3 protein-coding genes are annotated in these 5,311 nt (G+C 35.6%); all 3 read left to right on the forward strand.

What is annotated here, in order from left to right; all coding sequences use genetic code 11:
* Positions 1-161: 161 nt before the first annotated feature.
* On the forward strand, positions 162-3,392 hold the full coding sequence (locus DPV68_RS13500; RefSeq protein ID WP_114167309.1) for a helicase-related protein: 3,231 nt from the start codon (positions 162-164) through the stop codon (positions 3,390-3,392).
* 10 nt (positions 3,393-3,402) lie between these two features.
* Positions 3,403-4,011 carry a DUF4391 domain-containing protein gene (locus tag DPV68_RS13505; RefSeq protein WP_114167310.1) on the forward strand — a complete coding sequence of 203 codons (609 nt, stop codon included), beginning with the start codon at positions 3,403-3,405 and terminating at the stop codon, positions 4,009-4,011.
* A gap of 2 nt (positions 4,012-4,013) precedes the next feature.
* Positions 4,014-5,311: site-specific DNA-methyltransferase (locus DPV68_RS13510; RefSeq protein WP_198662322.1), on the forward strand; the 1,298-nt coding region annotated here is incomplete at its 3' end.

Raw genomic sequence — 5,311 nt, forward strand, 5'->3', positions numbered from 1 at the left:
GATATAATGTATAATTTTAATTAAATGATGAATTATATATCACCAGAAAGTAAATAAACAAGTAAGTGAAAAATACTTAAAGTCAATGCTTAAATACAGAATAGTAAAAGTATTGAAATTCACTAAAATAATTTAAGTTATACATTGAGGAGGGGAAGAATATGCAGATTCTCGATAACATCAATAAAACTGTGAGAGATGATTTAGCAAAAACAGTCTCGAAAGGGGATAAAGTTTCAATAGCAGCAGCTTGTTTTTCAATTTATGCGTACGAATCCTTAAAAAAGCAACTGGATGGTGTAGAAGAATTACGCTTTGTTTTTACCTCTCCGACATTTTTAAGTGAGAAAGCGGCTAGAGAAAAGCGTGAATTCTATATTCCTCAGCTTAACCGAGAGCGTTCTTTGTATGGAACAGAATTTGAAGTGAAACTACGGAATGAATTGAATCAAAAGGCAATTGCTAGGGAATGTGCTGAATGGATTAAAAAGAAAGTCAGCTTTCGTTCTAATGTAACTGGTGGAGCGATAGGGAGTTTTCTAAGCGTGGTGAAGCCTGGCGAATCTATCGCTTATTCGCCACTAAATTCATTTACTACTGCAGATTTAGGTTGTGAAGGTGGAAGCAACATTATGAGCCTGGTCAATCGAATTGATACACCTCTTGCGGATGAATACGTGAAAATGTTTGACCAGATTTGGAATGACAAAAATCTTTTGCAGGACGTAACAGACCAGGTGATTGATGGCATTACAGCAGCATATAATGAGAACCCACCTGAGTTTATCTATTTTGTTGCAATTTATAATATTTTCAATGAGTTCCTAGCTGATATTAATGAGGATGTATTACCTAATGAAGCCACAGGATTTAAAGAGACCAAAATTTGGGAGAAACTATATGATTTTCAACAAGATGCTGTTCTTGCAATAATCAATAAGTTAGAAAATTACAATGGATGTATTCTTGCGGATAGTGTTGGTTTAGGTAAAACATTTACTGCTCTTGCTGTTATCAAATATTACGAGCTACGAAATCGGAATGTGCTAGTGCTTTGTCCGAAGAAACTTGGTGATAACTGGTTTACATTTAAAGAAAACTATCGTAACAATCCTATTGCGGCAGATCGATTGCGATATGATGTTCTCTATCATACTGACTTGTCTCGTGAGCATGGGACGTCTGGGAATATTGATTTAGCGAAGCTTAATTGGAGTAACTATGATCTGGTTGTAATTGACGAGAGTCATAACTTCCGAAACGGTGGGGATTATTCAGGCCGTGGTGATAATAAAAAAGAAAACCGATATCTACAATTACTAAATAAAGTAATAAGACAAGGTGTAAAAACAAAAGTGCTTATGCTCTCGGCAACGCCTGTCAACAATGGTTTTTCTGATTTAAGGCATCAACTTGAACTTGCTTATGAGGGTAATCCTGCTTTAATTAATGACAAACTCGACACTGCAAAGCCCATTGATATCATATTCCGAAGTGCGCAAATTGCTTTCAACCAATGGAGCAAATTGGATCCAGGAGAGAGAACTACAGAGAACCTATTACGAGCTCTCGACTTCGACTTTTTTACCATGCTTGATAGTGTAACTATAGCTCGATCAAGAAAACACATCGAAAATTATTATAATATTGAAGCTATTGGAAAGTTCCCAGAACGGCTTAAGCCACTGTCATTAAGACCAAAGCTCACTAATCTATCAGATGCTATTGATTATGATGAAATCTATGATTTGCTCATGAAACTTAATCTTTCTGTTTATATCCCAACGGATTTCTTGCTTGATAGTAGGCGGCATAAATACATAGAGTCAAACGTTAATATCGATCGAGCTGGACGGGAGGTTGGTATTCGCAGGTTGATGTCCATTAATCTCTTGAAAAGACTTGAGAGTTCTGTTGTTTCTTTCAGCATTACACTGGAAAGGGTTCGTCAGCTCATTAATGAAACTATAAAGGCTATTGATGCATATAAACATGGAAATAGACAAATATTTAAAACACGAGAGCTTGCAGAGACTGACTTTGATGGAGATGACCGAAATACGAAGTTCTTTGGAAATAACGCTAAGAAAATTGATATTGATCTTGGGGACATGGATTATATTACCTGGAGGGAGAAGCTATTAGAGGATTCTGAAATTCTCATGCTCCTATCTTCTATGATTCGAGTTATTACTCCTGAACATGATACTAAACTACAAACATTGATTGACTTGATTGCTGAAAAGATTCAGAGTCCTTTTAATGAGAATAACAAAAAGATTCTTATCTTTTCTGCGTTCTCTGATACAGTGGATTATTTGTATGCTCAGATAGCTCCGATTATAAAAGACAAATTTGGTCTTCATACAGCAATGATTACAGGAACAACGGATGGAAGAACTACAGTAAAGCTTCCACGTAAAGATATGAATACGATACTTACGCTATTTTCACCACGTTCCAAAGATAAAGAGTTGCTAATGCCTAATAATCCAATTGAGATAGACATACTCATCGCCACAGACTGTATCTCCGAAGGGCAAAACTTACAGGACTGTGATTACTGTGTGAATTATGATATACACTGGAATCCAGTCCGGATAATTCAGCGTTTTGGTCGAGTTGACCGTATTGGTAGTCAAAATAAAACTATCCAGCTCGTTAACTTTTGGCCTAATATCGGCCTAGATAAATATCTTGAGCTAAAAGGGCGAGTAGAAATGCGCATGAAAGCTTCTGTTATGACTTCTACTGGTGATGATAATCCAATTGATTCAGAGGAACTGGGGGATTTGGAATATCGTAAAGCCCAACTTGAAAAATTGCAAAATGAAGTAGTTGACATCGAGGATATGCAAAATGGTGTTTCTATTATGGATCTAGGGTTAAATGAATTCAGGCTTGATCTTCTCGATTATGTTAAAAAGAATGATAATCTAGACAAAGTACCATTTGGACTTCATGCGGTGGTAAACGGAAATGAAAACACTCCAAAGGGAACCATCTTTATTTTAAAAAATAAAAATGCCATCATAAATAACCACAATAAAAACCAACTACATCCATTTTATATGGTATATGTACGTGATGATTCAGTGGCTCATATTGATCATCTTCAACCGAAAAAACTTCTTGATGTTTTTCGTCAGCTTTGCAAAGGGAAAGCAGAACCGTTGCTTGACCTTTGCAAGCAATTCAACATTGATACGAAAGACGGTAGAAATATGCGACACTATTCAGATCTATTATATTTTGCTGTAAAGTCGATTGTGGATCTCAATGAGGATGACTCAATCGATAGTTTCCTTTCCGGCAAGCAAATATCTTTAGCAGAGAACACAATTGACGGGTTAGACGATTTTGAATTGGTCTGTTTCGTTAATGTGAGATAAGGGGGCTAAAATGTTTGGATTACCTAACTCTACTGAAATAAATAAACAGCTTCCGAAGAAAGCGATTTTTGAGAAATTTAAACCTAGTGTAGCTGAGCGGAAACTATTTGATGAACAAATCAATCGTCTTTCAATTATTGCTGAGATTTCCCCTCAAACAGTAAGTATTGTTTCAGATGAAGAGGTCGCAGCCATTTACATCGTTTTAGTTCAGATGAAGACGACGGATTGCGATAAAAAAAACATTATCCTTTTGTCAAAGCTAATTAATCAGAACATGCTATTTGCATTGCAGTATAAGGATACAGTAAAGTTTGCAGTCCATCGAGCCAATCGAGTACTAGTGTCAGATAGTAGACCCATTAATGAGTGGACGTTTAAACTTAAGGGTCTTAACTTAAAAGCTGTATGGGATGCTCTTATTGCTGATATTGCTGGAATAGAGCAGATAGGTGGAAAAGATCTTGATGAAGTTATTATTCAAAATGAGTTCAAAGAGAAACTCAAGAAACAAATAACTTCTCTTGAAAAGAAAGCGATGAATGAAAAGCAACCTAGACGAAAATGGAATCTGGTTGAAGAAATAAGACAGTTGAAAGATCAACTTAAGGGAGTGTAATGATGGAAAAGAACGAAAAGTTAACTATGCATACAGCTAATGTTGCTGATGCTAATTTTAATACTTTAGCAAAATTGTTTCCGAATGCGGTGACGGAAACAGTAGATAAAAGTGGAAAGGTTATTCGTGCTATAGATGCAGAGGTTCTGGCTCAAGAAATAAACACACATGTGGTTTCGGGAAAAGAAGAACGCTACCAGTTTACGTGGCCAGATAAGAAAAAATCAATACTGTTAGCAAACGCGCCAATAGCCGCTACATTACGCCCTTCTCGAGAAGAAAGTGTGGACTTTGACACAACAGAAAATCTCTACATAGAAGGGGATAATCTTGATGTATTAAAGCTACTCAGAGAAACTTATTTAAATCGAGTAAAAATGATTTATATCGATCCACCATATAACACAGGAAATGATTTTATCTATGAAGACGATTTTAAGGAAGGAACAGAAGAGTTCTTAAAAAGAGATTTACAATACGATGAACAAGGAAATCGTCTGACTTCAAATTTTGATAGTAATGGACGTTTTCATACAGATTGGTTGAATATGATTTATCCTAGATTACGAGTTGCAAGAGATTTATTAACAGATGATGGTGTTATTTTTATAAGTATTGATGACAATGAGGTCAAGAACATACGAGCAATTTGTGATGAAGTTTTTGGTGAATCGAATCTTGTTGCACAATTTCCTTGGCAATCAAGGCAATCTGTTCAAAATGATACTGATATTAGTAAAAGTCATGAGTATGTGATAGCTTATGCAAAAAATCGAAGAAAGGAGAATAGGCGACTAAAAGAAAGTAATGCATCAACCTGGTTTAGGGAAGAAAGTTTTGCATGTTTGCCCTTACCTTTAAATAAAGATAATTACGATAATCAAGACAATGATCCAAGAGGTTTATGGAAAGCGGATCCTTTTGACGCTCCAAATATTAGACCTAATTTAACATATGCGATTAAGAACCCTAATACTGGTGAAGAGTATTGGCCACCCAAAGGAAGGTGTTGGCGTACAGAGGAGAAGAGTTATGAAAAACTGTTAAAAGATAACAGGATTATATTTGGGAAAACAGGAAAATCGAGGCCTCAGTTGAAAGTGTTTTATGAAGAAAAAAAACTATTTGGATCAGTTGATAATACATGGTGGACCGCAGAAAAATGTGGAACATCAACACAGGGAACGAAAGAATTAATTAATATATTTGAAGAATTTTCTCCGTTTGATACTCCAAAACCCGTAAAATTGATTGAAAAAATACTGAAATTAGTTTCGTTACCAAATAATAAAGATATAAT

Origin of the sequence: Exiguobacterium sp. TNDT2 (assembly GCF_003331145.1) — a bacterium.
Taxonomy (GTDB): domain Bacteria; phylum Bacillota; class Bacilli; order Exiguobacteriales; family Exiguobacteriaceae; genus Exiguobacterium.